The organism is Ruegeria sp. CG4, from assembly GCF_056537185.1.
Genome location: NZ_JBQFRB010000010.1, coordinates 102,945 through 128,416 on the forward strand (window position 1 = coordinate 102,945; position 25,472 = coordinate 128,416).

Here is a 25,472-nt window from a genome sequence, read left to right on the forward strand (position 1 = left end):
CAAATCCGACGTGTATGTCAAATTGATACCTACATGTTGTGGGCCACGAGTTTTCAACCCCAAGAATGCGAGCGGGGCCGCCTTGGCGACCCCGTCAGGTTGAGTATCCCCAGATTCGTTTCCAGAATCAGACCCAGGGGCGGGACTGGCTGGCATGTTCCTCGAATCTGTCGATGTGATGGTCTTTTTCCATCGTCAGGCCGATATCGTCCAGACCGTTCAGCAGGCAATGCTTGCGGTGCGGGTCAATTTCGAACTCGATGACAACGCCGTCCGAGGTGGTGATCTGCTGATCTTCCAGATGCACGGTCATGCGGGCGTTTTCGCCCTTGTGTGCATCTTCCATCAGGATCGCGTGATGCTCTGCCTCGACCACGATAGGCAGGATGCCGTTCTTGAAGCAGTTGTTGAAGAAGATGTCGGCGAAGCTGGTCGAGATCACGACCTTGATGCCGAAATCCCTGATCGCCCATGGCGCGTGTTCCCGCGACGAGCCGCAGCCGAAATTGTCACCGGCCACCAGAATCTCGGTGTTGCGGTAGGCGGGCTTGTTCAGGACGAAGTCTTCATTCTCGCCGCCATGATCGTGATAACGCATCTCGTCAAACAGCACGACACCGAGGCCGGACCGTTTGATGGTCTTCAGATGTACTTTCGGGATGATCATATCGGTGTCGATATTGATCAGCGGCATTGGGGCGGCCACCCCGTGGACTTTTTCAAACTTTTCCATGTTCACACTCCTGCGGGAGAGGGCCGCGCCCATGCCCCGCGTTTAAGCTTCTTTCGCTTCTGTCGTTTCGTTTGGTGCGCCTTTGACGAAGAGCGCCATGAAGACCAGACCGAACCCGTTGAACAGCATCTCGATGCCAAGCAGGATGCCCAGCAACCGCAGCAGAACCGTTGGTTCCGCAGCCGCATAAGACCAGATGATGCCTGCCAGGATGATCGACAAGATCCCCGAAATCAGGGTCGGCCAGAAAAATGACGTTCCGCGCATCTGAAATGAAAGGATGATTCGGGCAATCCCGCCTGCCATGAACAGGATCAGAACAACCGTTGCCAGCGTCAGCGTACCTTCCAGCGGGTTGTCCAGGAAGGACCAACCCAGGAACAACATCACGGCCCCCATGATGAAGGACAGGATTTTGTTACCCGTTCCTTCAACCGAAAACCCCCCGGCAACCTGCAGTACGCCGGAGATCAGCAACAGCACACCCGTAACCAGTGTGACGGCAATTGACGCCACATAAGGCGCGCCCAGCACAAAGACGCCGAACGCTATGGACAGCAGCCCAAGCAGGAGCCATTTGACCCAATCACTCATTTCAGTCTCTCCCTCAAATATCTAGATATGAGGGTAGCTTACATCAGTTCACGGACGTCTGTCAGCCGTCCTGTGATTGCCGCTGCGGCAGCCATTGCCGGGCTCAGCAGGTGGGTGCGTCCGCCCCGGCCCTGACGACCCTCGAAATTGCGGTTCGAGGTCGCGGCGCAGCGCTCGCCCGGTTGCAACTGATCGGGGTTCATCGCCAGGCACATCGAGCATCCCGCCAGACGCCATTCGAAACCGGCCTCTTTGAAGATGTCGGCCAGACCTTCTTCCTCGGCCTGAGCACGGACCAGACCCGAGCCGGGCACGACCATCGCGCGCATGCCGTCCTTGATCTTCTTGCCTTTCAGGATCGCGGCGGCGGCCCGCAGGTCTTCGATTCGGCCATTGGTGCACGAGCCGATGAAGACGGTGTCGATTTCCACATCGCTCAGTTTCTGACCGGCTGTCAGGCCCATGTACTCGATCGAACGGCGGGCTGCATCGACCTTGCCGCCCTCGAAATCCTCGGGGTGCGGCACGGTTGCGGTGATCGGCAGAACGTCCTCGGGGCTGGTGCCCCAGGTCACGACCGGCGCGATGTCTTCGCCACGCAGGGTGACGACCTTGTCGAAATGCGCGCCTTCATCGGTGTAGAGCGTCTTCCACCAGTCCATCGCGGCTTCCCATTGTGCGCCTTTCGGGGCGTGCGGGCGGCCTTTGACATATTCAAAGGTTGTTTCGTCCGGCGCGATCAGGCCTGCGCGGGCACCGCCTTCGATGGCCATGTTGCAGACGGTCATGCGGCCTTCCATCGACAGATCACGGATTGCTTCGCCGCAATATTCGATGACATAGCCGGTGCCGCCGGCTGTACCGGTCTCGCCGATGACGGCCAGCGTGATGTCCTTGGCGGTTACGCCCGGCTGCAATTTGCCGGTGATTTCCACCTTCATGTTCTTGGATTTCTTCTGGATCAGCGTCTGCGTGGCCAGAACATGCTCGACCTCAGACGTGCCGATGCCGTGAGCCAGCGCGCCAAACGCACCATGGGTGGCGGTGTGGCTGTCGCCACAGACGACGGTCATGCCGGGCAGGGTCCAGCCCTGTTCCGGGCCAACGATGTGCACGATGCCCTGACGAACGTCATTCACCGGGTAGTAGTGAATGCCGAAATCCTTGGCGTTCTTGTCCAGCGCTTCGACCTGAATGCGCGATTCGGGGTTTTCGATCCCGTTTACGCGATCCGGCGTGGTGGGAACGTTGTGATCCGGCACGGCAATGGTCTTTTCCGGCGCGCGGACCTTGCGGCCTGCCATGCGCAGTCCTTCGAACGCCTGTGGGCTGGTGACTTCGTGCACCAGGTGGCGGTCGATATACAGCAGGCTGGTGCCATCATCGGCTTCGTGCGCGACATGGGCATCCCAGATCTTGTCATAGAGTGTCTTGGGGGACATCGGTCCTCTCCCGTAAGTAATGAGAAATAGCTGGCGAGTTGGCTCAGGCGGCCGATAGGCGCGCCAGGACCGTGCGGGCAGCCCCGTAGAACCGTTCACGCAGACGCGCGCGGTCTTCCAGATTCTGAAGTTGGGCCACATTGAGTCTCATGCGGTTCAGATATAACGGCCACTCACGTCAATCAAGGTTCAATACCGGTGCAGTTCGCGTGCGGGCTTGCATCGCCTCGCACAGATCGCCAATCTGGCGGGCATGAACCAGGATTTGCTACCGGAAACGCTGTCCGAGCTTTACGCGAACATGACGGCGGCTTTTTCAGAACAGCTTGAAAATCTGATCGAATTGATCGTCACGCCGGGCTGGAGGCAGTACCAACTCGTCATCATCCTGTTCCTGTGGTTGTTGGCGTTTCTGCTGAAACTGCTGACACAGAGCCGGTGGGAGGCCTGGGCCCGCGCGCGCTCCGGCTGGCCGAAATGGCGACTGCGCATTCTGGTCCAACTGATGCGGCGCCTGACGCTCGTATATTTCACGCTGCTGTCCTGGGGACTTTATTGGGGGATGCAGCAGGCGACATGGCCCTCGCGCAGTTACATCATCGGTGTTTTTGCCACATTGGGCTTGGCCTGGCTGGCCATCGCGCTGGTCTCGCGGCTGGTGCGGAACCGAACGCTGCGGCAGATATTCAAGTGGTCCATGTGGGTCTACGCAACGCTGATTGCCCTGGGGTTGACCGATGATGTGGCCGGGTTCCTGGACGGGGTGGCGATTTCCATCGGCGATCTGCATATCTCGGCGCTTGGGATCATCAAGGCTGTCCTGCTGATCGGCATCCTGCTGACGCTGGCCCGGCTTGGAACGCGCGCGGCCGAGCGCGGGCTGAAAAGCAACGACGACATTACGCCCTCGATGCAGGTGTTGCTGGCCAAGGGCATTCAGGTGCTGCTTTACGGCGCGGTTTTCATGGCCGCGATCCGCACGCTTGGCTTCGACCTGACGGGGATCGCGTTATTGTCAGGTGCGATCGGTGTGGGTATCGGTTTCGGGCTTCAGAAAGTGGTGTCGAACCTGATTTCCGGGATCATCATCCTGATGGACCGCTCGATCAAACCCGGCGATGTCATATCGCTGGGCGACACGTTCGGCTGGATCAATGCGCTGGGCGCGCGTTATGTTTCGGTCGTCACCCGAGATGGGCGCGAATACCTGATCCCGAATGAGGATCTGATCACCAATCAGGTGGTGAACTGGTCGCATTCTGACAAGTTCGTTCGGCTGGATCTGAAGTTCGGCACCAGCTATGGCGATGACCCCCACAAGGTACGTGCCACGGCCATCCGGTCCGTGAAAACGGTGGCCCGGGTGCTGAGCGGCGGCTCGCACGAACCTGTCTGCCACATCACCGGTTTCGGCGACAGCAGCGTGGACTACGTGCTGCGGTTCTGGATCAGCGACCCGACCAAGGGGCTGACGAATATCCGGGGCAATGTCTACCTGGCGCTGTGGGACGCGTTCAAGGATGAGGGGATATCAATACCCTTCCCACAGCGTGAGGTGCGCTTGCTTCCCGACGACGCAGACGCGCAACAACTCTCGAAAGAGTGAAAGGGCCGGGCGTCCTGAAACCGCCCTTTCATTGAAATGTTGCATTCCCCTTGTTACCTTAATAGTACCCCAGCGCCGGGGATTTGGCGGCGCGCAGCAAAGGAGGACTATGTCCTGTCTCTACATACACAGGCGGGTTTGCCCGCCGATGATGGTGCCAGCGTAATGGCCCACTCTCAGTCAATCAGCGACAAGCTGCTTGAACGCATCCTTTCCTCACTTTCCGATGACAAGGCCGAAGACGTCGTGCAGATCAACCTGCAGGGCAAATCGTCGGTTGCGGATCACATGGTGATTGCCTCGGGTCGGTCGACCCGTCAGGTCTCGGCCATGGCGGAAAAGCTGACGGATCGCATCAAGCAGGAATTCGGTTTCACCTCGAAAGTCGAAGGCAAGGATGCCGGCGACTGGGTGCTGATCGATACGGGCGACGTGATCGTCCATATCTTCCGCCCCGAAGTGCGTGAATTCTATCAGCTGGAAAAGATGTGGCTGCCTCAGGGCGGCAGCGCCTCGGCGAACTGAGGCGCCATCCCGGCCCGCATTAACAGGCCGGAGGCGAGAGAGACATGCGTATCAGCATAGTTGCGGTCGGGCGATTGCGCGCCGGACCGGAGAAGACCCTGCTTGACGATTATCTGACCCGATTTGACCGGACTGGCCGTGCGCTGGGCCTTGGTCCTGCGCGGGTGATCGAGGTTGAAGATAAGAAAAACGCCGGTATGGGCGCCGAGGGCGCGCTTCTGCGCAAGGCACTGCCCAAAGGGGCTGTAATCTGTACGCTGGATGAGCGGGGGCAGGTGTTGTCCTCTCCCGATTTTGCGCGGAAGTTGGGCAACTGGCGGGATGCCGGGCGACAGGATCTGGCGCTGATCATTGGCGGGGCGGACGGAATAGATTCGGGTCTGCGCGCCGAGGCCGACTTTTCCATTTCCTTTGGGTCGATGGTCTGGCCTCACATGTTGGTCCGTGTGATGTTGGCCGAACAACTCTACCGGGCCGCAACTATTCTGTCGGGCGGCCCATATCACCGGGTCTGACATGGCACAGCTTCTGATCGTTTATCATTCACGCACCGGCGGTAGCCGCCAGATGGCCGAGGCTGCGGCAGAGGCGGGGCGGGCTGAGGCAGATGTGGTGTTGAAAACCGCCTGTCAGGCTGTGCCTGAGGACCTGCTGCGCGCCGATGGATACATCTTCTGCGGACCCGAGAATCTGGCGGCGATTTCGGGTCAGATGAAAGAATTCTTCGACCGCAGCTACTATCCGGTTCTGGGAAAAATCGAAGGCCGTCCGTATGCACAAATGATATGCGCCGGGTCCGATGGCCAAAATGCCGCCCGTCAGATCGCAAGGATCGCAACGGGTTGGCGATTGAAAGAGGTGCAACCCCCTTTGATTGTTTGCACCCATGCCCAGACGTCCGAGGCTATACTGGCCGAAAAGACCATCCCGGCCGACCAACTGGACAAATGCTCCGAGGTTGGGGCAGCCATGGCCGCCGGCCTCAGTCTGGGTGTGTTCTGATCGTCACTTCAACTGGACGATTGTCGTCTCGGCGTTCCAGCCGTCTACGCTGCAACGGGCCTGCACCTGAACCTGCGACGTGCCCGCCGGTATCGTGATGCCGCTCAGGGATCGCGTGAAAGGCTGCTCGGTCTCGTGTGGATGGTGCAGAACGCGAATGCCAATCTGTTCGCCGTTCATGTTGAGAATACGCCAACCATCCGCGTAGTGATCCCAGCCGGTGTCAGGATGACGGATGGTGACATCAAAACGCCACGTATCTCCGTTGCTGCTGGTCGAGACATTTTCGATCACGGGCGGGTCGGCGAGGGCTGGCGCAGCCAGGAGAAGGTTGAGAATCAGGTATCGCATGGTCCGAAGCTACGGTTTTGTAAGCGGATTGTTAATCACGTCTGTGTGTCTGTCTGACCGGTTGTCAGCGCAATGTGAAGAGCTGATCGGTGTGACGGTGCATTTGGGCGGTACTGATCATGTGGGGCCGAAGCGGCCACCAGATGAATGCTTGTCAGCCCTCCCTTTTGGTAATATTATTTTACCAAAAGGGAGGTTTCGCCATGGAAATGCCACTGCCTGATCCGGACGTGATTTCACGAAAGCACAGGATCACAACGCGCCTGCAACAGGTTTTGCCAAGCGATGCGATCATTTACGATCAGGCTGAAACCCGGGCCTATGAATGCGACGCCCTGACGGCATACAGGTGCCCCCCGATGCTGGTGGTTCTGTCATCAACCACTCAGGAGGTATCGGAGGTTCTGCGTATTTGCCATCAAGAAGGCGTGCCGGTTGTCCCGCGTGGCGCGGGGACGTCTCTGGCCGGAGGCGCCCTGCCAACCGCCGACTGTGTCATTCTGGGCGTCGCCCGTATGAACGATGTGCTGGAGGTAGACTACGACAACCGTTTTATCCGGGTGCAGACGGGCCGAACGAACCTGAGTGTTACCGGTGCAGTCGAAGCCAATGATTTCTTCTATGCCCCGGACCCCTCATCGCAACTGGCCTGCGCGATTGCCGGTAACATCGCAATGAATTCGGGTGGGGCGCATTGCCTGAAATATGGGGTGACGACCAACAACCTGCTGGGCGTGAAGATGGTAATGATGGACGGCAGCGTGGTCGAAATCGGCGGGGCGCATCTGGATTCAGGCGGACTGGACCTGCTTGGCGTCATCTGCGGCTCGGAAGGGCAATTGGGTGTCGTGACCGAGGCAACGCTGCGCATCCTGCGCAAACCGGAAGGCGCCCGGCCTGTTCTGATGGGTTTTGACGATAACGAAGTCGCCGGGCAGTGCGTGTCCGACATAATAAAGTCAGGCATTCTGCCGGTGGCAATCGAATTCATGGACCGTCTGTGCATTCAGGCCTGCGAGAACTTTGCCAAAGCCGGGTATCCGGATTGCGAAGCCCTGCTGATTGTCGAGGTCGAAGGATCCGAGGCCGAGATCGACAGCCAGTTGTCGAAGATCATCGAGATCGCCAAACGTCACAACCCGGTCGAACTGCGCGAAAGCCAGTCCGCCGAGGAAAGCGCCCGAATTTGGCTGGGGCGCAAATCGGCCTTTGGCGCGATGGGGCAGATGAACGATTATATGTGTCTCGACGGCACGATCCCGGTTTCATCGCTTCCAAAAGTGCTGCGACGTATCGGCGAGATGAGTGAGGAATTCGGACTGCCTGTCGGCAACGTGTTTCATGCAGGCGACGGCAACATGCATCCGCTGATCCTGTTCGATGCCAACAAACCGGGCGATCTTGAGAAATGCGAAGCGTTCGGTGCCGAAATACTGAAGCTATGCGTCGATGTCGGGGGATGTCTGACCGGCGAACACGGGGTCGGAATCGAAAAGCGCGATCTGATGACGCATCAGTACGGGGCGCAGGATCTTGAAGCGCAGATGGCAGTCAAGGATGTGTTCGATCCGAACTGGCTGCTGAACCCGGCCAAGGTGTTTCCGCTGGATGTTTCGGCGACGCGCCGAATTGCTGCGGAGTAGGGGGCACTGCCCTCGTCAAGCGATCGCCCCGAGGATTTTGGAACAGAAGAAGAGACATGAGACCTGAAACAGAGGCCGAACTGGCCGAATTGGTGGCCGGGCTGGCGCAGCCGGTGCGAATTGCCGGGGGAGGTACCCGAGGTGTGACCGGGCCGGATGCGGACCTGAGTGTGACAGGATTGCGCGGGATCACCCTCTATGAGCCTGGTGCGCTGACATTGGTCGCCCGGGCCGGAACTTCGGTAGCGGATATCAATGCCGCGCTTGATGCCGAAGGCCAGAGGCTTGCGTTCGAGCCGATGGATCATCGCGCGCTGATGGGCACAACAGGCGAGCCGACAATAGGGGGCGTGGTTGCCGCCAATGTCTCGGGGCCGCGCCGCGTGCAGGCGGGGGCGTGTCGGGATTTTCTTTTGGGCGTGCGCTATGTCGACGGTTTGGGGCAAGTGATCCGAAACGGTGGCCGGGTGATGAAAAACGTCACCGGATACGATCTGGTCAAGCTGTTGGCCGGGTCGTGGGGGACGCTTGGCGTGTTGACCGAGGTCTCGCTGAAAGTTTTGCCGCGCTCGGAAAGTTCGGCAACTCTGGTGTGGAGCGGGTGCGACTGGTCACAATCCCTGAAACTGTTCAGCGAGGCGCTGGCGTCCCCTTTCGAAGTCACGGGTGCCGCGCGACTGCCGGGCGGATCACAGATGAAACAAACAACGTCCGAGACGGTCATTCGTATTGAAGGGTTCAGCGATTCAGTTGCGTATCGGGTTGGCAAACTGGCAGAAATGTTCAACCATCAAAAGCCCGACCGAATAGTGACCGACGCTGCGGAAAACGAGGCGATCTGGAAGGCTGTTCGTGATGTCGAGCCCTTCGCAGACACTGCGGGAAATGTCTGGAAAACGTCCGTCAAGCCGACAGACATGCTGCGCGTCGTAGACCAGCCGGGCTGCACTCATCTTCTGGATTGGGGCGGAGGGCTGATCTGGACGCTTGCGCCCGAAGGGGTCGATCTTCGGGCCGCGCTGGCCGAGGTTCCGGGGCATTCCACGCTTGTTCGGGGCAACGATGTTGAAATCGCACGGTTTGGTCGTTTTCAGCCCGAACCTGTAGGGTTGGCCGCGCTGACGCAGGGATTGCGACAGCGGTTTGACCCGAAGGGTTTATTCAATCCGGGCCTGATGGGGTAGGGTAATGCAGACAACTTTTTCCGAAGAACAGTTGCAGGATCCCGCAATCCGAAGGTCCAACGACATCCTGCGGAGTTGCGTGCATTGCGGTTTTTGCACTGCGACCTGCCCGACATACCAGGTTCTGGGGGATGAGCTGGACAGCCCGCGCGGGCGTATCTACTTGATCAAGGACATGTTGGAGAACAATCGCGTTCCGGACGAAAAGACCGTCAAACACATTGACCGTTGTCTGTCCTGTCTGGCTTGCATGACCACCTGCCCGTCGGGCGTGCATTACATGCATCTGGTCGATCACGCGCGCGAGTATATCGATACGAACTACAAGCGCCCCTTCATGGATCGTGCACTGCGCTGGATGCTGGCGCAGATCCTGCCTTACCCGATGCGGTTCAGGTGGGCTTTGATCGGGGCAAAGCTGGGGCGGCCATTTCGCTTTCTGATGCCTGATGCGCGTTTGCGTGCAATGCTGGATATGGCACCAAAACACATCCCGCCAGTTAGCCGAAACGATGATCCGCAGTGCTTTGAATCCAAGGGCGAACGCAAAAAGCGCGTGGCGTTGATGACGGGTTGCGCACAAAAGGCGCTGAACACCGATATCAATGACGCCACAATCCGCCTGTTGACCAGATTGGGGTGCGAGGTCGTGGTCGCCGATGGCGCCGGTTGCTGTGGAGCGTTGACCCATCACATGGGCAAGACGCGCGAAAGTCACGCTTCTGCCGCGACCAACATCCGGGCCTGGACGCGCGAGATGGACAGCAAGGGGTTGGATGCCATCGTCATCAATACATCGGGCTGCGGGACAACCGTGAAGGATTACGGTCACATGTTCCGCAACGACGCGCTGGCTGCGGATGCGGAACGTGTATCTGCAATTGCCATGGATGTCAGCGAGCTTCTGATGCAGCTGGATCTTCCGGAAAGTGATGACCGGGGCATGAGTGTGGCGTATCACGCGGCCTGTTCGCTGCAGCACGGGCAAAAGATCAAAACCTATCCCAAGGATTTGCTGAAGCGCGCAGGTTTCACCGTGTCCGAGCCGGCTGACAGTCATCTGTGCTGTGGCAGCGCCGGAACCTATAACCTGTTGCAGCCTGAAATTTCGGCCCAGCTCAGGCAACGCAAAGTGCGGACACTGGAAGCGAAAAAGCCCGATGTGATCGCCGCCGGAAATATTGGGTGCATGATGCAGATCGGGTCGGGAACAGGTACGCCCGTCCTGCACACGGTCGAGTTACTGGACTGGGCGACTGGCGGCCCAATGCCCAGGGCACTGCAACAAAGCCGAACAGCCGACGGCGGTGACGTACCCATTCTGAAGTAATCGCGGTTGATGCAACGCTGCCTCAATTGCGATGGAAAAACCCCGGCTGGGCCTGCGCCCTATTTTCGCCGCACCGTTTGCGTAACAAACTGTCTTTAGCAATACCGGAGACATGCGTGCGAAACTGGATCAGGGCCATAGCGTTTGCTGTATTGCCAATGGCAGCCATGGCGCAGGACACGGGGCTTAAAAGCCTTGAGACTTCGGATTCCGGGCGCGAGTGGATGGCCGTCGGGCGGTTGGATATCGCCGGTACCGGTTTTTGCACCGGGACACTGATTGCACCCGGACTGGTTCTGACTGCAGCGCATTGCCTTTTCGACAAATCGACGCGCCGTCGGATTGACCCCGCGTTGATCGAGTTTCTCGCCGGTTGGCGCCTGGGCCGCGCATCGGCGTACCGCGCTGCCCGGCAGGTCGTAATCCACCCAGAATACCGTTTTGACGGCGGAACCCCGTCAGAACGTGTCCGGCATGATATCGCGCTGATCGAGTTGTGGCAGCCGGTCCGGAACACAACGGTCATTCCTTTCGAAACTGGTGAACGCCCTGTGCAGGGCGAAGAAGTGGGTGTTGTGTCCTACGCACAGGACAGGGCCGAGGCGCCATCCCTGCAGGAGGTTTGTTCTGTCGTGACCGGGCAGGGGGGTGTTCTGGTGATGTCCTGCGACGTGGATTTTGGCGCTTCGGGCGCGCCGGTGTTTTCCTTTGCTGGTAATCGTCCCCGCATTGTCTCGGTCGTTGCGGCCAAGGCGATGATGGGCGGCAAGAGCGTCGCGATCGGTACGGCCGTTGAGGATGCGCTGCAGTTGTTGCGTGCAGAACTGTCGGCGGGGCGCGGATACGGCTCTAAAACCGGTGAATCAGGCAAAAACATCGGGGCAAGGTTCGTAAGGCCATGATCAGGTTTCTGCTGTTCTTCCTGTTTTGCCAGTCCGTTCTGATCGGTGCAGCATCCGCCCAGACATCAAGCAAACGCACGCTGGTGGACCGCGATGATCTGTATGGATGGGAAGCGGTCGGACGATTGGATGTGGGGTCGCGGTCGTTTTGTACCGGAACGCTGATTGCGCAGGACCTGGTGCTGACGGCAGCGCATTGCGCCCTGGACAAGAAAACCGGCAAACCTTACCGGTCTGGCGAGGTGGTTTTTCGGGCCGGGCTGAGCAACGGCAAGGCGTTGGCCGAACGCAACGTGGTGCAGATCGCCGCCCATCCCGCCTATGGCGCGAATGAACCGCTTTCGCCTGAAGCGGTTCGCGCCGACGTCGCGCTCATGCGTCTGGAAAAGCCAATCCCTTACACGATTGCCGATCCCTTCGCCTTGCATGGCGGGCAAATTCTGAACAAGGAAATCACCATTGCCTCATACGGGTTGGGCCGGTCCGAGGCGATCACGCGCGAGCGTTCGTGCCGAATTCTGGAACGACGTCTGGGTCTGATTACCTTTGATTGCGATATTACCTTCGGGTCATCCGGTTCGGCCATACTGGCGAAAAATGGCCCGCGCTGGCAGATCCTGTCCGTGGTGTCCGCCGTCGGAGTCTATGACGGAAAAAAGGTCGGATTTGGTATGGAACTGGCCGGCGTCGTGTCCGAACTCAAGGCGATCATGCGGCGGGATGCGCCGCAACCCAAGGCCTCGATCCGCCGGTTGCAGGTGGGATCGGGCAAGTCCAGCTCGGGTGCGAAATTCATCGGTGCTGGCGGGTCTTGAACTCGGCGAAATCGCTACCCATGTGAATTGTACCGGATCGCCACAACGGGGTTCGGAAAACATCACCGCCCGTCCGAACGGAGGGCAACAAATCGTGAATCGCTCAAACATGAGGATACGACACATGCGTACATTTGATTTTGCACCGCTGCACCGCGCCACCATCGGTTTCGACCAGATCGCCGACATGATGGACCGCGTTCTGACCAACGACGTGGCTCAGCCCAGCTACCCGCCCTATAACATCGAAAAAACCGATGCCGACACCTATCGGATTTCCGTCGCTGTCGCCGGTTTTTCGGAAGATGACCTGTCGGTCGAAGTGAAGGAAAACGCGCTGATCGTCGCCGGTAAGAAAGCCGCCGAAGACAAACAGCGCAGCTACCTGCACCGCGGCATCGCCACGCGCGCGTTCGAGCGCCGCTTTGCGCTGGCCGACCATGTCCGTGTCACCGGTGCCAGCCATGAAAACGGCATGCTGAACATCGACCTGAAGCGCGAAGTGCCTGAAGCACTGAAACCGCGCCGGATCGAGATTTCTTCGGCGAAAGCCATCGAGAAGGATGTGGTTGACGCCAAGGCCGTGAACTAACGCGCTTTAAGATCCTGCGACGGTCTCCTCCTCCCGGACCGTCGCAACACCCGCCCCGCGTTCCTCCAGACGCGGGGCGTTGTTTTTTTGGGGGGTCAGTGAGTGGCCGTAATGCGGACAAAGCCGCCATATGGAACATCAGCTGGGTTCTAAACCTACTAATATCCGGCTGGGTCGTTAGGGGAGTGCAGTAATGTGCCTTCAAACGCGTCGAGATCATCAGCCATTAGCAGCCAAGGCAACTTGCTTTGCTTGTTAACGTGAAAAGTTGGTTTGAAGTCTTCCGGGTTTTCGAGCGACCCAGCATAGAGGTGCATACCACCCGGATAGTGATCGGCTTCAAATCCAATGGGTGACCCGCATGTCCCGCAAAAGTGCCTGAAAACGCCTTTGGAACTTTCGTAAGTGCGGGGTTTATCACCAGTCCACTCAAAGTTTTCTATCGGCACACCAAGCCACGCAACCACCGGCGCCGCACAATTCCGACGGCAGTCATCACAGTGGCAATAGCATGCCCATGTTTGATCACCCTGGTAGGCCCAGCTTGTTTTTTTACAAAGACAATAACCGCGCGTCGCCATTCGATTTTCCTCCCAACCTCGAAAAGCATAGGACGCAGGCGGGTTTTAAGATGGATATATTTGGACGTTTCATCAGCTGAAAACGTCGAAGCTCAGGGTCATTTCGAGCTTGCTGCAGACGTTCGGCAGAATTCAGTAAACGTCTGCTGCGCGGACTCGGTGGCAGAAGAATTTTTTGCACCAAGGTGCTGAGCCTAAAAAGTTAACAAATTAGACTGTTCCTCCAAGCCGATGTTTTTCCTATCGTTGGTGAGAAATTGCGTGTCGGGAGGTCTTAATGAACAAGCTTATCTCAGCAGCGGGTGCGGTCTGCTTTGCCTTCACTGGAGCTTGGGCCGACGAGCATACCCCGCCCAACATTCTTGTCATCATGGCAGACGACGTGGGTTGGGCGAGCGTCGGCGTTTACCACGGAGGTGTCAAAAGCATCGAGACGCCGAACTTGGATCGCCTCTCATCTGAGGGTGCTCGTCTCACAGATTATTATGCCGAGCCAAGTTGTACTGCCGGTCGATCAGCTTTCATGACTGGACAATTGCCCATTAGGACTGGGATGCACACTGTAGGACTTCCGGGCGATCCGATAGGTTTAAATCCAGATGACCCAACGCTTCCGATGTTCTTGAAAAAGTTGGGGTACACCACGGGGCAATTCGGAAAAAACCACCTGGGCGATCTCAACGAGTTCCTGCCGACTACAAAAGGTTTCGACGAGTATTGGGGCTGGCTGTATCACTTGAATGCCATGGAATATACGTCTGATCCGGATTGGCCAGACGACCCAGAATTCAACGCGCAATTCGCGCCTCGCAACATCATTCATTCGTTCGCAACAGAGGAAGAAGACGAAACAGTCGATCCGCGATTTGGAAAAGTCGGGAAGCAGCGCATTATTGATGACGGGCCTGCGCCTCCGGAGCGCCAAAAGACTTTGGACGACGAAGTGACATCTTACACCAAGGACTTCATTTCTCGAGCAGTAGAGTCGGACACACCATTCTTTGTTTGGATGGCCCCAGCTCGAGCACATGTTTGGACCCATCTCAGCCCAGAATACGAAGCTATGTTGGGCAATGGGCGCGGACTTCAGGATGTTGTCATGAAGGAGTTGGACAACAACGTTGGTAACGTTCTCAGCCACCTTGAGGATCTGGGAGTTGCCGAAAATACCATAGTGACGTTCACCGCGGACAATGGCCCGGAAACACTGACGTGGCCCGACGGTGGTACGACACCATTTCATGGGGAAAAGGGTACTACCTGGGAAGGTGGCTTTAGAGTTCCTGCGATTATTCGCTGGCCTGGCAAAATTCCTGAAGGACAGGTTTTGAACGGTATCTTCAGCGGCATGGACTGGATGCCGACCTTTGTCGCCGCGGCGGGAGGCCCCACAGACCTAAGAGAAAAACTCCTAGAGGGTTATGAAGGGTACAAAGTACACCTCGATGGCTACAACCAACTATCTTACCTGACAGGTGAAGATGAAGAGAGCAATCGCCGCGAGCTGATATACTATCAGGGTACGGACCTCCAAGCCGTACGCTACAACGATTGGAAAGCGCACTTTGTCGTTCAAAACCACGGCTGGTCAGGACCGAAGGAAGAATTGGTCGCCCCGTTACTCTTCAACCTTCGCCGTGATCCTTACGAGAAAGCAGCGGAGGAAAGCGGGATGTACGTCCGCTGGATGGGTGAGAAAATGTGGGCATTCGGCCCAGCCGCCCGATTAGTGCAGGCGCATCTCGCTACTTTCGAGGAGTTCCCTCCGCGCGGGAAGCCGGTCGCCAATCAAGACCATGTTGAAGAACAGACATCAACCGAAGGCGGCATCTCTCAGTAGAAGAAGCAAAGCATCCAATTCGCCTATCTCGCCGCAGCGCGGGCATCCGTTTCGGATCATCGGGTGCCCAAAAAACCGACTAGGATTTTCGCAAAGAAGCGAAACCTCTACGAGAAGGAGTCCTCCATGAGTGCCAGGTTAGTCCTTCTGCTTGCTGCCGTCGGCCTCGTGCCAATTGCGTTATCATATGGCCTGATGCCGGGTAGTTCGATCCCAGTTTTTCTGGGATTTCCGGTGGAAGGAACGAACCAAACCCACGTGTTCCGAGCGATTATGGGTCTTTACCTAGCAAACGCGTTCTTTTGGTTGGTGGCCGCTTCGAAACCAGAATTACAACGCCCCGCGCTGTGGGTTCTATTTTTGTTTATGTCAGGACTGGCCGTTGGACGCATACTAAGCGTTCTTATCGATGGAGTTCCGAACGGGATACTTCTCTTTTATCTTGCAGCCGAGATAGCTTTTGCAGCTCTGGCGGCGGTTTCTCTTAAAAAAGTACGATGAAACAGGAAGTGTTAGAATGCTGAGGTTTTTCTTCGTTCTCTCGATGGTTGCGACTTCATCTGTGTCGACATCCGCTCTGGCACAATCGTCATCCATCCAGACTGCGGTGGACGAAAACTTCTTAGCGCTTGAGACTGTCGTTGCCGAAGCGGGAGTTACTCCAATCGCATCGATAGATCACGCGCGCCTGGCCAAAGCCGAAGGCGTAGAAATGCCAGCGTCCCGTGTACTCATTTTTTCTGATCCTGAGATAAACACGCCTATTCTGAAAGAGAACGTGCGCGCAGGTCTGGACCTTCCTTTTCGAGTTCTTTCATTCGATCAGGATGACCGTCCGCAGATCACATACACAGACTCTCAGTTTCTCAAAGTTCGGCATGGTCTGATCAACACCCAAGCGTTGAATGCATTTGAGAACAAAATGCTCGAAGTTCTAATCGACTTGGATGCAGCACCAGCGCCGACCAAAGGACTAATTGCAAACCATGGCATCATCGAATTGCGATCTGAGCTCAGCGTGTTAGAGGCAGTGGAACGTCTCAGGACAGCTGTGGTGGGACAGGACGATACAGTCTGGTTTGGGGAGATCGATTTTGCGGCCGAAGCGTCCCAACTGGGGACGGAGTTGCCGGATGCTGTACTCTTGCTATTCGGCGGACCAGCGCCTGGTGGTGTGGCTATGGCGGGCTTTCCGGCGATTGGTTTGGATGCCTTTTGCCAAAAACTGTTGGTATACGCGAATGAAGAAGGCGGCTCCGTAGTCATTTTCAATGACATCGCTGCTTTGGCGGAGTTGAACTACGGTTCTTCAGCCGAACCTCATCACGGTTTGAACAAACGGCTTACCGCAACATTTCGCACGGCAATTGAGTAGCCGCTGGTTGGAAAACGCAAAAAATACCTTTGCCGATTGGCCATCTTTTCGTCGTCCGTTTTGGGCTCAAGGCCGACATTAAGAGAAAAGCCCCGCGCAAATTTCGCACGAAGCACATCTTACTCAGTGTTTGAATGTTGGATCCTCGACCACCAACCCGATCGACCAGAACATCGTGTCGCCCGCAGGCAGGATGGCCTGTCCTTCGATCTTTTCCAGAAGCTAACCGCCGGTCGAGGCCAGGAAAGGCAGCAGGTCGCGTTGGAAATCAGCAACGCCTATTGAAGGAAGGTGACGCTTTGGGTGCGCTTTTGTGGCAATCGCACCCAAACACCGGACCGCGCCGTATCAAACCGACAGGCAGACGTATTTCATCTCCAGATAGTCTTCCATACCGTGGTGGCTGCCTTCGCGGCCCAGGCCTGACTGTTTGACTCCGCCGAACGGGCCCAGCTCGGTCGAGATGATGCCGGTGTTCACGCCGACGATGCCATACTCCAGTGCCTCGGCCACTTTGTAGACGCGGCTCAGGTCTTTGGCGTAGAAGTAGGAGGCCAGACCAAAGATCGTGTCGTTGGCCATCGCGATCACATCGTCCTCGTCCTCGAACTTGAACAGCGGCGCGAGCGGCCCGAATGTCTCGTCCTGCGCGACCATCATGTCCTGCGTCACACCGGTCACGATTGTCGGCTGGAAGAAGGTGCCACCCAGGTCATGCGGCAGACCGCCGGTCAGAACTGCACCGCCCTTGTCGGTGACATCCTTGATGTGTTCCTCAACCTTGGCGACAGCTTCGGCGTTGATCAGCGGACCGGTCGTGGTGCCCGCGGTCAGACCGTCGCCGACTTTCAACGCTTCGACCGCTGCTTTTAGCTTGGCTGCAAACTCATCGTAGACACCGGCCTGTACGTAAATCCGGTTGGCGCAGACACAGGTCTGGCCGTTATTGCGGAACTTGCACAGCATGGCACCTTCGACGGCCGCATCCAGATCGGCGTCGTCGAACACGATGAAAGGCGCGTTGCCGCCCAGCTCCATCGAGCACTTCATGACCTGATCGGCGGCTTGGCGCAGCAGGATGCGTCCCACCTCGGTCGAGCCGGTAAAGGTCAGCTTACGCACACCCGGGTTTTCGCAGAACTCCTTGCCGATCTCGCTGGCACGCGAGGACGGCACGACGTTGAACACACCCGCAGGGATGCCGGCCTTTTCGGCCAGAAGGCCAAGAACCAGCGCGGATAGCGGTGTTTCGGCTGCAGGGCGGGCGACAAACGCGCAGCCAGCGGCCAGCGCGGGTCCTGCCTTGCGGGTGATCATCGCGTTGGGGAAGTTCCAGGGCGTGATCGAGGCTGCAACGCCGATCGGCTGTTTCAGAACCATGATCCGCTTGTCGCGCTGATGGCCGGGGATCGTCTCACCGTAAACGCGCTTGGCCTCTTCGCCAAAGAACTCGATGAAGGATGCACCATAGCCGATCTCGCCAACGGCCTCGGCCAGTGGCTTGCCTTGCTCGGCGGTCAGGATTTTGCCCAGATCTTCGGCGTTTTCCATCATCAGGTCGTACCAGCGGCGCAGGATCACGGCGCGCTCTTTGCCGGTCAGCTTGGCCCACTCCTTCTGAGCGGCCTCCGCCTGTGCAATCGCACCAGCGACCTGAGCGCGACTGAGGTCCGCAACTTCGGCAACCACATCGCCGCGCGCAGGGTTGGTCACTGCAAAGGTGCCATTGTCACCGTCCACCCACTGGCCGCCAATATAGGCTTTGGTCACCAGCAGATCGGGGTTTTTCAGGATTGATTTAAGGTCGGTTGTTGCGTCCAGCATGAGTCAGTCTCCGGCAGGAAAAGATTTGCGCGCACCCAACCATGTGCCGCGGGTTTTGTCCATGGCCACTCCGGCGGATGGATCAATCCAGAATATGGACAACAGAACGTCAGCGTCGGCTGATAATACAGCTTTGGATTGTATCGTCGCGCCTATCTTTTTCTGATTGATTTTGCCAAAGTTCTGATGATTTCGAGATCTATGGGGATGTCAATCGTCATAACATCCACTATCTCATTGGGTAGATAAGAAAAAACAAGGATAGGACAGATGTCGAACCAACAGTTCGAGGCATTGATTCAGGAAACTCAGACCAAAGTGCGTGAAAGTCAGTCACAGATCGAAGGGCTGACCTCGCGGATTGAGGCCGCGCGCGCCAAGATCGGCACTGCCGAGGCGGATATCGACATCGAGAACGCGACGCTTGAGGACGTGCATGCCCATACTGAGGTGATGAATGCGAATATCGCCGAGCTGATCATGGGCCTGGACGACGTGACCAACGCCTTTTCCAAGGATTTCGACGAGATGCGCTCGAAAACCGGGTGGGAGAGCTTTGTCGGCATCTTTGCCAAGGCCAAATCCGAGTCGATGCGGCAGGAGCGGATGCGCACCGCCAATATCGACGACAAGCTGCAGGACCTGATCGCCAAATCCGACGTGATCGTGAAGCTGCTGGAAGGGCAGTTGGCGGTGCTGGAAGAACAGCGCGTCAAGGTCGAGAACAACCTGACCGGTACATTGGATGACCGTGAGGCGACTGTTGCCGAACTGGAAGCCTTGCGCGCTGAAATTCAGAATATGGACCCGACGATTATCACGCTGGAGAACAAGATTTCGGTCGAACAGGACGCCGCCGCGCGCACCCAGCTGGAAACCGAACTGGCCGAGCTGAACAAGCAATACAACGCCAAGGTTCAGGAAGAACAGGTCAAGCTGGCCAAGTCGCAAACGCTGGAGCGGTATATCGAAAAGGGCAAGACCTGGGTTGACTCACTGCAGAACCAAGCGGCGACGCAGATGGTGCTGATCAACAAGCTGCAGACAGACACGCAACAGCGTGTGGTGCTGTATGACGCCCTGACCAAATCGCTGAAAACCGCGCAGCAGCAGGACGTGGCCCACCGCATCAACGAGATCGGCGTGCAGACGGATCAAGAGGCGCAAACCGCCATGGCCGCCATCGGCACCGCGACCAACCAGAAAATGGCCGACATGCTAGAGGCGCATGAGGACCACATGGTCTTTGCCCGCGACGTGCTGGAGAAAAAGGCCAAGGCGGATGAACGCTTTGCCCGCCGGTTTGCCTCGATTGTCGAGAAGCATGATAAGAATTTGTATGGGGGGTGAGCGAGAGTAGGCGTAACTCCACATGAAATCTACGTTGTTTTTCATAGCGACCGTCTTGATTCTGGCTACTCTCTCTTGCTTGACGATTGGCTTTGCCACTTATTTAAAGTTTGGGTCAGTGGACTGGCAGTTCATCCAAGTTGTGGCCGCACTTTTGGTAGGGATTTTGCCTGCTGTTTGGATCCTGATTTGGGCGTACAACGTGATCTTGCCGCTATCTCTTTGGGTAAGTTGGAAGTACTTTTGTCTGCTTGAGAAAATTGTCGGCTTTGAGCTTGGGACGTTTTTCCGAAAACAAGTTGTGACTGATCCATCAGTTGCTTACAGCCAGCGGGGGACTTGGCCGTTTTTGTATCGGGCAATGATACAGGACATGCAGGTAAGAGGCGCCAATGACTGACCCCACCCAAGACCATGTCGGCCTGACCGACACTTTCGCGTCACGCCGTTATTTCCGAAAATTTGAGGTGATCACCGTCCACCTTTTGCGCGTGGCCGCAACGATGGAGGCTGAGGGCGCGATCAGCAAACAAGAGGTGCGGATCGTGTCGCGTTACCTCTCGGGGTTGCTCTACACCTTCCGCGCGCTATCCATGAAGTACCTGCTGGTTGGGCGCGATACGGGGCGGTTCTTTGGCAGCCTCGCCATGGACAAGCGCGACAGTGGGTTTCCGGTGGCGGCCGAGCTGCTGACCATGGCCAATGACGCGCAGCAGGCGCAGGTGCATCTGGCGAATATGCCCTCGGAAGACGATCTGAAAACCGACATGGTGCGCACCATCATTGGCGATCAGGCAATCCCCACCAAGCTGCAGTTCGCGCTGTCACAAAGGCTCTATTACGAGGAATTGCTGAAGGGTCAGCTGTTCTGGGCCCGCAATGATCCTGAATGTCACTGGATCGGGAATGAGGGTGAACGGCGCAAGTTCATGATCCATTGGGCGGTCTATGACAGCCAGATCAACCTGCCGGTCATCTATCTGATGCAGTTTGAGGACAGCGGCAAGACCGCATTGCCCAAGGACCAGCGCCGCTGGCCCGAAGTACAGGCGCATCTGATGGCGCAATCGCTGGGCGGGCTGAAACTGGTGACGATTGCCAGGGGCTTCGATCAGGATTTCGCCGACCTGCATCCCAAACACCTGCGCCGCATCCATGTGGGACCGATGTATTCCTCGGCCTATACCGAGCAATCGGGGCCGTTGCGGCAGGTGCTGGAGGATGCGCAGGCGCCCGAGGGCCAGGACTGGGCGCTGGCCTGGACCACCGAAGAGCTGGAAAGCGAAGAGGTCGTGCAGGAACGGTCGGGCTGGTTCGGCACGGTGGATCGCGAGGTCTTTGCGCTGGACCCGTTCGGCGGGCAGGGGGCCGAAACCGGGGCCACGCGCACCCAACGGTCCATCATCCTACCCCAGCGCCCGTTTCAGGTGCTGGCCGAGCGCAATCCGCCGGGCTTTGCCGATGTGCGCAAGTTCGTCGTCAGCAGGACCGGGCAGGTGTTGAAGTATTGAGAATTTCGCCTTCCCTTACAGACCCTTTACGGGTCCTGTCAGGCGGCGGGACGAGAGTATTTTTGAAAAGATGAAGCAGGGTTGAGCACATGAGTTTGACGTCGGATCAGATGGAATTGCGCGAGTCGGATATTCGCAAACACTATCCGGCGGCGACCGCGTTGTTGAACGGGTTTGAACACGCGCCACGGATTGCAAAGGCGGTTGAGGCCGCAGTTGAGCGGTCTCCGGGCGTGTCGACGGGGCGGCGGTTTCGATCCACTACTCCGGGTTTGGTGACGCGGCGCACCGTGCGTGCCGATGGGGTGCATCTGGTGGAACGGATTGAGGCGTCGGATGATGGGGATACGCTGGTGTCGCCGCCGCAGGCCACCACGCAGCAGGCCATTCGCCGGGCGATCTCTATCGCTCTGGCCGTGGCCGAGGCTTATGCGGAGCAGACGCCGTTGGCTGATCTGAAACGGGCCAATCTGGCCGGGGATTTGCCTGCCGCGCGCAAGTCTGAGTTTTCGGAACTTCTGACAGCTGAGGCGCTGATCACGTCCCACAGTTTCGGCAATGCGCTGGCTTATCTGATGTCCTCTCACCTAGGCGAGACGACAGTCGATATTGGTGAGGTCGAAGAGGTTCTGACCGACAATGGCCAGCTTGCCCTGCATGGCGCGTTGTGGGAACTGGATCAGACCCTTGCCAAACACGCCTCCGACGATGCCCACCTGATCGCCGCAACCAGCGCCTATGCCGAGCAACTGATGGACAAGGCCGCCCTTCGCGCGCAATCGGCTGGCCATCTGGCCCCGTTCCAGAACGCTGCCTGGCATATCGAGTCTGACGACCTGACGATCCGGGGGTTTGAGCCAGCCTCGAAGGCCAAATCCACCACCCTGACCATGACCTTCAAGAAACCGAACGAAGTGGTCGGCAACCATATCGCCAAATATCAGGCGATGAAGCTGGCCAAGATGCTGATGGCCTATGACTTCGACCGCCGCCTGAACCCGTTTGCCGAGCTTGGCGGGTTCATCTTTACCTTCATGGGTGATGGCAAACCAGGCACCGGCAAGACAACCCTGATCCAGATGATGGCCGGGCTGATCAACGACTATTGCCAGAACGCGGGCTATCCGTTTCGCTACCAGAACCTGAGCACCGACAATATCGATAGCTATCAGGGCAAATCCGGCCAGAACGCCAAGGCGTTTATCAACACGATCATCGACCCCTCGGTCATCGGCTTTGGTACCATCGACGACATCGACCAGCTGGCGGGCAAACGCGGCGACCGGCAGTCGTCAGCCGGTCAACTGGAAATCACTGCCGTGCTGATGGAGAGCTTTGCGGGTGCCGACACCGTCGTGCGCGGCAACTGCACCTTTGGCATGTTCTCGAACTACCCCGAGAATGTGGACGACGCCCTGCGCCAGCGGGCGGGCGCGCGGTTTCTGGTGGACGGGCCGCAGACGCGCGAGGACTACATCGACATCCTGCACCTGCTGATGGGCCACAACCATGACATCCCGCTGGGCGCACACGAAGCCTATGCCGCGCAGGAGATCAAGAAGGTCGTCGCCGCCAGTTTCGAAAGCCACTCCCGCCCGCATGAGGATGCCTTGCTGCAGGTCTTTGACCGTGTTTCAGGCGATATCGGCCAGATGGACACGATTGCCAAACTGGGCACCTACCTCAAGGCGATCCAACAGGCCGATGAACGTTTCACCGGCCGCGCGATCAAGAACATCACCGACGCGGTCAAGGTCCGCGCGATGGACTTCGAACTGCCCGACGAGTGGATGGAAAACCCCGACCTGTTCCTGTTCCGCGACTACGACACCAAGAAGGCCATGATCGAGGACCTGCGCCAGCCGATCACGGTCGAGATGGTGATCCAAGAGATCAACCGCTACGCCGACAGCGAATTCCGCTATGCCGATAAGAGCGACGAGGTTGCCATCGAAAACGCCGTGCGTGAGATGGGCCGGATGGAAGAGGCCAAGCGGCGGTATTTGGAGGGGCAGGGGTGACGCCTTTAGAATGGAGCGATCTAGTAAGAAATGCCGCGTTGACCATTGCCAGCTTGCTTGGCGCTTGCATTGGTTTCGCAGGATTGAGGTCTTGGAAAGCACAAAAAAACTGGGAACGTGACAACGAATTAGCACGGCGCTTCTTGGTGTCCCTAATTGGATACCAATCCTCAATTAACGAGTTGAGATTTAGAAAGCTCAGCCCAACTCTAGTTCCTCACATAGAGATACCGGACGTTCTGCGAGAGAAAAGTGGCGTGTCATTGGATGAAGATGGTCATTTCCAAGAGCTAGCCGAACACATCGTTCAAAAAACCGATGTCGCCAGAAAAAATAAAGTCGAGTTCGAAGCTATTTCTTTGGAGGCAAGAGCGATCTGGGGTTGGCCATCTGAAGAGGAATCCAGCAAGCTATTCGAATTGCATACAAAGCTACTTATGGGGTTGGAATGGTATATGCGCCTAGATGATCCCTCCAACAATGCTGAGGATCATGAGATAGCGGCGGCTGCTTTTGAAGAATATGATGGCATAGTTATTGAACCCACTAGGACTGCAGATCTCTTTCAGAGCGATCTTCGCTCAGTAGTATCAAATATGGAGATGTTCCTGAAAACTAAACTTGACGTGTCGCAGTTATGATCCGCCTCATCAAAAAAGGCCTGATGTTCGGCAACCTCGCCCACATCTCCAGTCCGGCTCTGGTCGAGCGGTATAACCGCGCGCTGCAGCATCTGGCGGGCAAGACCACGGCGCTGACGGATTTCCATGTCGATATCTCGGGCTATTCGCCCGAGGTGGGGATTGAGCTTGAGGATGAGCTCTACCTCAACCCCAACGGGGTCAACCGGCAGTTCATCCTGCTGACGACCGAGCAGAAACGCGCGCCTCTGCTGAACGTCAAATTCTCGACCTCGCGCGATATCCTGCGTGAATTCATCGAGATGAACGAGGCGCAGCTGTTCGCTCTGACCGCCACCGATGCGGTGGCCGGAGAGCTGGTGAACTCAGTCTTCAAACTCACCACGCCGCGCGATCTGCTGAACCTGCGCAAGATCGAGATCGAGGCCGACACCGCAGGTGGCACTCTGCGCAAGGCTCAGCAACTCGCAGGCATGGTCGAGCAGTTCAAGACCGAAGAGGATGCCTGGTTCGATGATGTGCTGATCGCCAAGATGATCGAAACGGCCAGGGAAACCGGCGACGTCACCCGTAACCCCGTCCGCTTGCGCCACACTACGTTTGAACAACGCAACTTCTGGACGGCGCATTTCGGCGGGTTGTACCTGTTCCCGGATCTGGACCACCCGTCGGCGATTTGTATGGGGGACAGGCCGGATGGCCTGCCGATCAAGTACATCTTTGGCCCGTCGCAGCGGAACCAGATTGCAAAATTTCTCGACTACAATGATCTGGTCGAACCCATCGTCAAGGCGCGCGGCGTGGATGCCGCCGCAATCCTGCAGCAGAAGATGGATTTCCTGACCATCGATGCTGCTGCGGATGCCGATGTCGATCTGACCGGGCTGGACCGCAGCGACATGCGCCGTCTGGCGCGCAACCATTCGGACCGTTTGCCCGAGGCTTATCACGGTCTGGCGCAGTTGCTGCGCTGGGCGAAGGACGGCGGACCGTGGCCGCGCATCACCTCGGACCACCCGGCGTATTTCTACACATTGCGGGCCGCCGATACGCCGAACCGCGATTTGGTGAATATGCTGTTGGCCGAACTGGCCCCGCTGGATCCGCGCCAGATGTTCATTTGCCACAAAGAGCTGTTCTACCGCACTTATTCGACATGGCCGGAAACCAAAAAAGCCTATGTTGCCGAGTTCCTTGCGCGAGAGTATCAGGTGGACAAGGCAGGCGCCCGGGCCGCGCTGTTCGGGCATGAGCCGGACATGAGTGGCAGTGATCGGGTCAGCGATGATATCATCGCGCGCGTTGGTCCCTGGGGCGCAGTAGGGAGAAGTTAAATGTTGGTCGCACTCCGCTTTCTGATCCCGTTGCTGATCGTTCTGACCGTCCTTTACGTTGGCGTGTCGATCTATTCCCGCCGGGTGCGACGCAGTAAACTGATCGCACATTGGGAGAAAAAGGGCATGACAGGCGACAGGGACGCCTTTGTCCAGCGCGGGCTGAAAAAGTACGACGGATCGTTTCGCCGCAAACTGATCCTTGGGATCTATGTCGTGCCGCTGGGCCTGATCGCGATCCTGATTTATGTTTCGAATTTCATGTGAGGGTTTGAC

27 protein-coding genes are annotated in these 25,472 nt (G+C 57.5%); 20 read left to right on the top strand and 7 right to left on the bottom strand.

Annotation, left to right across the window (positions count from 1 at the left end; all coding sequences use genetic code 11):
* Window positions 1-127 precede the first annotated feature (127 nt).
* From leuD to ACR0J2_RS20600, 4 genes are read right to left on the bottom strand one after another with little or no spacing between them, the layout of a single operon-like run.
* Complete coding sequence (gene leuD, locus ACR0J2_RS20585; RefSeq protein WP_480813679.1) at window positions 128-733, bottom strand: 3-isopropylmalate dehydratase small subunit; 606 nt, start codon at window positions 731-733, stop codon at window positions 128-130.
* Between the two features lie 42 nt (window positions 734-775).
* Window positions 776-1,327 (bottom strand): HdeD family acid-resistance protein, encoded by a 552-nt coding sequence (locus tag ACR0J2_RS20590; RefSeq protein ID WP_480526542.1) that lies wholly within the window; start codon window positions 1,325-1,327, stop codon window positions 776-778.
* A gap of 38 nt (window positions 1,328-1,365) precedes the next feature.
* The gene (leuC, locus tag ACR0J2_RS20595; protein ID WP_170681888.1) at window positions 1,366-2,769 is read right to left on the bottom strand and encodes a 3-isopropylmalate dehydratase large subunit; all 1,404 of its coding nucleotides are present in this window, start codon (window positions 2,767-2,769) and stop codon (window positions 1,366-1,368) included.
* A 43-nt stretch (window positions 2,770-2,812) separates the two neighbouring features.
* The gene (locus tag ACR0J2_RS20600) at window positions 2,813-2,920 is read right to left on the bottom strand and encodes an isopropylmalate isomerase (RefSeq protein ID WP_152611973.1); all 108 of its coding nucleotides are present in this window, start codon (window positions 2,918-2,920) and stop codon (window positions 2,813-2,815) included.
* A 102-nt stretch (window positions 2,921-3,022) separates the two neighbouring features.
* On the opposite strand from ACR0J2_RS20600, the gene ACR0J2_RS20605 reads away from it, so the two are divergent.
* The 4 genes from ACR0J2_RS20605 (at window position 3,023) to ACR0J2_RS20620 (ending at window position 5,902) form a co-directional block, all read left to right on the top strand.
* Window positions 3,023-4,375: a mechanosensitive ion channel family protein gene (locus tag ACR0J2_RS20605; RefSeq protein ID WP_480713930.1), complete on the top strand. Its 1,353-nt coding sequence runs from the start codon at window positions 3,023-3,025 to the stop codon at window positions 4,373-4,375.
* 165 nt (window positions 4,376-4,540) lie between these two features.
* Complete coding sequence (gene rsfS / locus ACR0J2_RS20610; RefSeq protein WP_058276550.1) at window positions 4,541-4,900, top strand: ribosome silencing factor; 360 nt, start codon at window positions 4,541-4,543, stop codon at window positions 4,898-4,900.
* Between the two features lie 44 nt (window positions 4,901-4,944).
* A complete protein-coding gene (gene rlmH, locus ACR0J2_RS20615; protein WP_480813680.1) occupies window positions 4,945-5,415 on the top strand; it encodes a 23S rRNA (pseudouridine(1915)-N(3))-methyltransferase RlmH in 471 nt (156 codons plus the stop codon).
* A 1-nt stretch (window position 5,416) separates the two neighbouring features.
* On the top strand, window positions 5,417-5,902 hold the full coding sequence (locus ACR0J2_RS20620; RefSeq protein WP_480813681.1) for a flavodoxin family protein: 486 nt from the start codon (window positions 5,417-5,419) through the stop codon (window positions 5,900-5,902).
* Window positions 5,903-5,905: 3 nt separating this feature from the next.
* On the opposite strand, the gene ACR0J2_RS20625 is transcribed toward ACR0J2_RS20620, so the two are convergent.
* Window positions 5,906-6,253, bottom strand: a complete 348-nt coding sequence (locus tag ACR0J2_RS20625; protein WP_170615572.1) for a hypothetical protein — start codon at window positions 6,251-6,253, stop codon at window positions 5,906-5,908.
* Between the two features lie 203 nt (window positions 6,254-6,456).
* Here ACR0J2_RS20625 and ACR0J2_RS20630 point away from each other — a divergent pair, with 203 nt between their 5' ends.
* From ACR0J2_RS20630 to ACR0J2_RS20655, 6 genes are all read left to right on the top strand, one after another.
* Window positions 6,457-7,896 carry an FAD-linked oxidase C-terminal domain-containing protein gene (locus ACR0J2_RS20630; RefSeq protein ID WP_480813682.1) on the top strand — a complete coding sequence of 480 codons (1,440 nt, stop codon included), beginning with the start codon at window positions 6,457-6,459 and terminating at the stop codon, window positions 7,894-7,896.
* Window positions 7,897-7,952: 56 nt separating this feature from the next.
* The gene (locus ACR0J2_RS20635; protein ID WP_480813683.1) at window positions 7,953-9,080 is read left to right on the top strand and encodes an FAD-binding protein; all 1,128 of its coding nucleotides are present in this window, start codon (window positions 7,953-7,955) and stop codon (window positions 9,078-9,080) included.
* Window positions 9,081-9,084: 4 nt separating this feature from the next.
* Window positions 9,085-10,410 (top strand): glycolate oxidase subunit GlcF, encoded by a 1,326-nt coding sequence (glcF, locus tag ACR0J2_RS20640; RefSeq protein ID WP_480813684.1) that lies wholly within the window; start codon window positions 9,085-9,087, stop codon window positions 10,408-10,410.
* 116 nt (window positions 10,411-10,526) lie between these two features.
* Window positions 10,527-11,312: a trypsin-like serine peptidase gene (locus ACR0J2_RS20645; protein ID WP_480813685.1), complete on the top strand. Its 786-nt coding sequence runs from the start codon at window positions 10,527-10,529 to the stop codon at window positions 11,310-11,312.
* On the top strand, window positions 11,309-12,127 hold the full coding sequence (locus tag ACR0J2_RS20650; RefSeq protein ID WP_480813686.1) for a trypsin-like serine peptidase: 819 nt from the start codon (window positions 11,309-11,311) through the stop codon (window positions 12,125-12,127). Before ACR0J2_RS20645 ends, ACR0J2_RS20650 begins: the two co-directional genes overlap by 4 nt.
* A 124-nt stretch (window positions 12,128-12,251) precedes the next feature.
* Window positions 12,252-12,719 carry an Hsp20 family protein gene (locus ACR0J2_RS20655; RefSeq protein ID WP_170681897.1) on the top strand — a complete coding sequence of 156 codons (468 nt, stop codon included), beginning with the start codon at window positions 12,252-12,254 and terminating at the stop codon, window positions 12,717-12,719.
* 158 nt (window positions 12,720-12,877) lie between these two features.
* Here the strand turns inward: ACR0J2_RS20655 and ACR0J2_RS20660 are convergent, their stop codons facing one another.
* Window positions 12,878-13,300: a GFA family protein gene (locus ACR0J2_RS20660; protein ID WP_480441330.1), complete on the bottom strand. Its 423-nt coding sequence runs from the start codon at window positions 13,298-13,300 to the stop codon at window positions 12,878-12,880.
* 277 nt (window positions 13,301-13,577) lie between these two features.
* On the opposite strand from ACR0J2_RS20660, the gene ACR0J2_RS20665 reads away from it, so the two are divergent.
* The 3 genes from ACR0J2_RS20665 (at window position 13,578) to ACR0J2_RS20675 (ending at window position 16,515) form a co-directional block, all read left to right on the top strand.
* Complete coding sequence (locus tag ACR0J2_RS20665) at window positions 13,578-15,140, top strand: arylsulfatase (RefSeq protein WP_480813687.1); 1,563 nt, start codon at window positions 13,578-13,580, stop codon at window positions 15,138-15,140.
* A 126-nt stretch (window positions 15,141-15,266) separates the two neighbouring features.
* A complete protein-coding gene (locus tag ACR0J2_RS20670; RefSeq protein ID WP_480813688.1) occupies window positions 15,267-15,641 on the top strand; it encodes a DUF4345 domain-containing protein in 375 nt (124 codons plus the stop codon).
* A 16-nt stretch (window positions 15,642-15,657) separates the two neighbouring features.
* Window positions 15,658-16,515 carry a DUF302 domain-containing protein gene (locus ACR0J2_RS20675; RefSeq protein ID WP_480813689.1) on the top strand — a complete coding sequence of 286 codons (858 nt, stop codon included), beginning with the start codon at window positions 15,658-15,660 and terminating at the stop codon, window positions 16,513-16,515.
* A gap of 348 nt (window positions 16,516-16,863) precedes the next feature.
* Here the strand turns inward: ACR0J2_RS20675 and ACR0J2_RS20680 are convergent, their stop codons facing one another.
* Window positions 16,864-18,339 (bottom strand): NAD-dependent succinate-semialdehyde dehydrogenase, encoded by a 1,476-nt coding sequence (locus ACR0J2_RS20680; RefSeq protein ID WP_480813690.1) that lies wholly within the window; start codon window positions 18,337-18,339, stop codon window positions 16,864-16,866.
* A 270-nt stretch (window positions 18,340-18,609) separates the two neighbouring features.
* On the opposite strand from ACR0J2_RS20680, the gene ACR0J2_RS20685 reads away from it, so the two are divergent.
* The 7 genes from ACR0J2_RS20685 (at window position 18,610) to ACR0J2_RS20715 (ending at window position 25,463) form a co-directional block, all read left to right on the top strand.
* The gene (locus tag ACR0J2_RS20685) at window positions 18,610-19,689 is read left to right on the top strand and encodes a hypothetical protein (RefSeq protein ID WP_480813691.1); all 1,080 of its coding nucleotides are present in this window, start codon (window positions 18,610-18,612) and stop codon (window positions 19,687-19,689) included.
* A 22-nt stretch (window positions 19,690-19,711) separates the two neighbouring features.
* Entirely contained in the window at window positions 19,712-20,089 is a 378-nt protein-coding gene (locus ACR0J2_RS20690; protein ID WP_480813692.1) for a hypothetical protein, read from the top strand.
* Window positions 20,082-21,200 carry a hypothetical protein gene (locus ACR0J2_RS20695; RefSeq protein WP_480813693.1) on the top strand — a complete coding sequence of 373 codons (1,119 nt, stop codon included), beginning with the start codon at window positions 20,082-20,084 and terminating at the stop codon, window positions 21,198-21,200. Before ACR0J2_RS20690 ends, ACR0J2_RS20695 begins: the two co-directional genes overlap by 8 nt.
* A gap of 89 nt (window positions 21,201-21,289) precedes the next feature.
* Window positions 21,290-23,221, top strand: a complete 1,932-nt coding sequence (locus ACR0J2_RS20700) for an AAA family ATPase (RefSeq protein WP_480813694.1) — start codon at window positions 21,290-21,292, stop codon at window positions 23,219-23,221.
* Complete coding sequence (locus tag ACR0J2_RS20705) at window positions 23,218-23,862, top strand: hypothetical protein (RefSeq protein ID WP_480813695.1); 645 nt, start codon at window positions 23,218-23,220, stop codon at window positions 23,860-23,862. Before ACR0J2_RS20700 ends, ACR0J2_RS20705 begins: the two co-directional genes overlap by 4 nt.
* Window positions 23,859-25,196 (top strand): DUF6638 family protein, encoded by a 1,338-nt coding sequence (locus ACR0J2_RS20710; RefSeq protein ID WP_480813696.1) that lies wholly within the window; start codon window positions 23,859-23,861, stop codon window positions 25,194-25,196. Before ACR0J2_RS20705 ends, ACR0J2_RS20710 begins: the two co-directional genes overlap by 4 nt.
* Entirely contained in the window at window positions 25,197-25,463 is a 267-nt protein-coding gene (locus tag ACR0J2_RS20715) for a hypothetical protein (protein ID WP_170805816.1), read from the top strand. It abuts the gene before it with no gap.
* Window positions 25,464-25,472: the final 9 nt, after the last annotated feature.

Coding starts and splice junctions, on each gene's coding strand:
- leuD (WP_480813679.1), bottom strand. CDS start 733: ATGGAAAAGTTTGAAAAAGTCCACGGGGTGGCCGCCCCAATGCCGCTG.
- ACR0J2_RS20590 (WP_480526542.1), bottom strand. CDS start 1,327: ATGAGTGATTGGGTCAAATGGCTCCTGCTTGGGCTGCTGTCCATAGCG.
- leuC (WP_170681888.1), bottom strand. CDS start 2,769: ATGTCCCCCAAGACACTCTATGACAAGATCTGGGATGCCCATGTCGCG.
- ACR0J2_RS20600 (WP_152611973.1), bottom strand. CDS start 2,920: ATGAGACTCAATGTGGCCCAACTTCAGAATCTGGAAGACCGCGCGCGT.
- ACR0J2_RS20605 (WP_480713930.1), top strand. CDS start 3,023: ATGAACCAGGATTTGCTACCGGAAACGCTGTCCGAGCTTTACGCGAAC.
- rsfS (WP_058276550.1), top strand. CDS start 4,541: ATGGCCCACTCTCAGTCAATCAGCGACAAGCTGCTTGAACGCATCCTT.
- rlmH (WP_480813680.1), top strand. CDS start 4,945: ATGCGTATCAGCATAGTTGCGGTCGGGCGATTGCGCGCCGGACCGGAG.
- ACR0J2_RS20620 (WP_480813681.1), top strand. CDS start 5,417: ATGGCACAGCTTCTGATCGTTTATCATTCACGCACCGGCGGTAGCCGC.
- ACR0J2_RS20625 (WP_170615572.1), bottom strand. CDS start 6,253: ATGCGATACCTGATTCTCAACCTTCTCCTGGCTGCGCCAGCCCTCGCC.
- ACR0J2_RS20630 (WP_480813682.1), top strand. CDS start 6,457: ATGGAAATGCCACTGCCTGATCCGGACGTGATTTCACGAAAGCACAGG.
- ACR0J2_RS20635 (WP_480813683.1), top strand. CDS start 7,953: ATGAGACCTGAAACAGAGGCCGAACTGGCCGAATTGGTGGCCGGGCTG.
- glcF (WP_480813684.1), top strand. CDS start 9,085: ATGCAGACAACTTTTTCCGAAGAACAGTTGCAGGATCCCGCAATCCGA.
- ACR0J2_RS20650 (WP_480813686.1), top strand. CDS start 11,309: ATGATCAGGTTTCTGCTGTTCTTCCTGTTTTGCCAGTCCGTTCTGATC.
- ACR0J2_RS20655 (WP_170681897.1), top strand. CDS start 12,252: ATGCGTACATTTGATTTTGCACCGCTGCACCGCGCCACCATCGGTTTC.
- ACR0J2_RS20660 (WP_480441330.1), bottom strand. CDS start 13,300: ATGGCGACGCGCGGTTATTGTCTTTGTAAAAAAACAAGCTGGGCCTAC.
- ACR0J2_RS20665 (WP_480813687.1), top strand. CDS start 13,578: ATGAACAAGCTTATCTCAGCAGCGGGTGCGGTCTGCTTTGCCTTCACT.
- ACR0J2_RS20670 (WP_480813688.1), top strand. CDS start 15,267: ATGAGTGCCAGGTTAGTCCTTCTGCTTGCTGCCGTCGGCCTCGTGCCA.
- ACR0J2_RS20675 (WP_480813689.1), top strand. CDS start 15,658: ATGCTGAGGTTTTTCTTCGTTCTCTCGATGGTTGCGACTTCATCTGTG.
- ACR0J2_RS20680 (WP_480813690.1), bottom strand. CDS start 18,339: ATGCTGGACGCAACAACCGACCTTAAATCAATCCTGAAAAACCCCGAT.
- ACR0J2_RS20685 (WP_480813691.1), top strand. CDS start 18,610: ATGTCGAACCAACAGTTCGAGGCATTGATTCAGGAAACTCAGACCAAA.
- ACR0J2_RS20690 (WP_480813692.1), top strand. CDS start 19,712: ATGAAATCTACGTTGTTTTTCATAGCGACCGTCTTGATTCTGGCTACT.
- ACR0J2_RS20695 (WP_480813693.1), top strand. CDS start 20,082: ATGACTGACCCCACCCAAGACCATGTCGGCCTGACCGACACTTTCGCG.
- ACR0J2_RS20700 (WP_480813694.1), top strand. CDS start 21,290: ATGAGTTTGACGTCGGATCAGATGGAATTGCGCGAGTCGGATATTCGC.
- ACR0J2_RS20710 (WP_480813696.1), top strand. CDS start 23,859: ATGATCCGCCTCATCAAAAAAGGCCTGATGTTCGGCAACCTCGCCCAC.
- ACR0J2_RS20715 (WP_170805816.1), top strand. CDS start 25,197: ATGTTGGTCGCACTCCGCTTTCTGATCCCGTTGCTGATCGTTCTGACC.